At 62.9% G+C, this 2236-nt stretch carries 2 protein-coding genes; one reads left to right on the forward strand and one right to left on the reverse strand.

The annotated features are described in order from the left end of the window. Positions 1-105: 105 nt before the first annotated feature. The gene (gene moaB / locus BQ17_RS09355) at positions 106-636 is read left to right on the forward strand and encodes a molybdenum cofactor biosynthesis protein B (protein ID WP_089726435.1); all 531 of its coding nucleotides are present in this window, start codon (positions 106-108) and stop codon (positions 634-636) included. A 741-nt stretch (positions 637-1377) separates the two neighbouring features. Here moaB and tsaB read toward each other — a convergent pair. Further along, the gene (tsaB, locus tag BQ17_RS09360) at positions 1378-2055 is read right to left on the reverse strand and encodes a tRNA (adenosine(37)-N6)-threonylcarbamoyltransferase complex dimerization subunit type 1 TsaB (RefSeq protein ID WP_089726438.1); all 678 of its coding nucleotides are present in this window, start codon (positions 2053-2055) and stop codon (positions 1378-1380) included. Between the last annotated feature and the right edge of the window lie 181 nt (positions 2056-2236).

A 2236-nucleotide genomic window follows, 5' to 3' on the forward strand; every position in this document is an offset into this window, starting at 1 on the left:
GGCCGCTCCAGCGGCCAAGGTTTCATGACGCTGGAGCGTCCGGACTTGCTCCCACGCTGGAGCGTGGGAGCCAGAGGAAGTTAAGACACTACCGACGTAAAAACCATGACCGAGCACTTTAAAGACACCGGCTTCATTCCGCTCAGGATCGCGGTCCTTACCGTGTCGGACAGCCGCACCGAGGCCGACGACAAATCCGGCGGCTGGCTCCGGGACCAGGTCGAGATCGCCGGCCACAAGGTGGTCGCCAAGGAGATCGTCCCGGACGATGTCTACCGGATGCGCGCCGTCTTCTCGCACTGGATCGCCGACCCCCAGATACAGGTGGTGTTGGCTACCGGCGGCACCGGCATCACCGGGCGAGACAGCACCCCGGAGGCGATTGCACCCCTGCTCGACAAGCAGATCGAGGGCTTCGGCGAACTCTTCCGCGCCCTCTCCTTCGAGGAGATCGGTCCCGCCACCATTCAGTCCCGGGCCATGGCGGGCCTGGCCAACGGCACCTTCATCTTCTGTCTGCCCGGCTCCGGCGGTGCCTGCCGGACCGCCTGGGACAAGATCCTGCGGTCCCAGCTCGACCACCGCACCCGGCCCTGCAACTTCGCTCAGCTCATACCGCGGCTGCTGGAGAAATGACCTGGCGCTGGTTTTGAATCGCCGAAGCCCGTAGGGTGGAGTGAACCACATCAATGGTGTAGTGAGCATGACCTCGATTGATGCGGTTCACGCGGCGAGGGTTTACACCGGCCAGCAAGCTCAGAACCACCGCGCTCACCGCATCCTACGTTACTGATTCTGAGTCGCCGAAGCCCGTAGGATGGGGTGAGCCGGCGTAGGATGCGGTGAGCGCGGCAGGTCTTACAGGATGCATCACGAAGAGGCGCGAACCGCATCAATGGATGGCCCGTGCCCAACACAAAGATCCCTCCCTGATTTTCATCTGGCTCCCTACGCTCCAGCGTGGGAGCAGATCCCGACGCTCCAGCGTCGATTAAGTGCCTCGGTGGGCTAACCGCCAACGCCTATCAGTACAGAGGAGCTGAGTCCGCTGGAGCGGACAAGACAGCGTTCCCACGCTGGAGCGTGGGAACGAGCGCAAAAAAAGGGACCGTAGGCCGTAGGCTGGGTTGCGGCCAGGGACGGCCAAAACCCAGCAATAACCAAAGCTGGGGTTCGTTCCTCACCCCAGCCTACCGACTTAAAATCAATCGGTTAGTTTTTAGACAGCCTCTTAACTAGGAATCACACGAATCGACGCGAATGTTCCCATGGTCACAAAAAATTCAATTCGCGCAGATTCGCGTGATTCGTCGTTTGTGCCCAACACCGCCACAGGCCCTGCCATGGTCGCGTTGCAGTCGTCATGAATTTTGGGTACTAGCCGGAGGAAGTCACCCGCTCGCGGAGATAAAGGGGTCGGGCCTGCTCCGCGGTCACCCAGTGGCCCTGCGCGAGCTCGGCGGCGGCCAGCACCGCAACATCCCGCGACTCACACAGGGTATCCGGCGTCACCGCCAGGAGCCGCGATCCCAGACGCCCGCGCAGCACCTCACCATAGGTGGCCCAACCGCCGCCGACTCCGCTCCAGCTACCACCCGCCGGGAGCGCAACCGCCTCCGGGGAGGCGACCTCCTCCGCCCCCGCCGCTCGCATGAGATCCCCGTCGCCAAGCAGGTAAGACCCCCAGTAGAGCTCCCCCATGCGGGCATCGAACGCCGCCAAGACCCGGGATGAGCCGTTGGACCGGAAATACCCCTGCGCCAGAGCGGCCAAGGTCGATACCGGCACCACCGGCAGCTCCGCGCCATAGGCCGCACCCTGTACCACCGATGTGGCAATCCGCACGCCCGTGAAGGAACCCGGACCCCGGCCGAACGCCAGGGCATCGAGTCGGGTCAGGCCGATACCGGCCTCGGCGAGGAGCCCATCCATCATGGTCAAGACCAGCTCCCCATGCCGGCGCGGCTCCCGCGCCAGGCGTTGCCTGAGCTCAGTGCCGATCAGGAGCGCCGCGGAGCAGGCTTCACCGGAGGTATCGACGGCAAGAATGTTCAAGCTGAAGGAGGCAGAGGGTAGAGAACCGATCCAAGGGTCCCTGTTTCAACAGGAAAAAACAACTCACGTTGAATGTCTTCTGCGCGCCTGAGCAGTCAGGGCGAGCGCGTATAAATTTCTTTTTGATTAACAAGTTACTACCAGCCGTGTCGATTGGGCAAAGCCGGGAGCGCCGGCATCC

The organism is Candidatus Thiosymbion oneisti, from assembly GCF_900092655.1.
In the GTDB taxonomy this organism is placed as follows: Bacteria; Pseudomonadota; Gammaproteobacteria; order Chromatiales; family Chromatiaceae; genus Thiosymbion; species Thiosymbion oneisti.

Bases quoted from the DNA above. Each gene is read 5' to 3' on its own strand.
- moaB (WP_089726435.1), top strand. From the start codon at position 106: ATGACCGAGCACTTTAAAGACACCGGCTTCATTCCGCTCAGGATCGCG.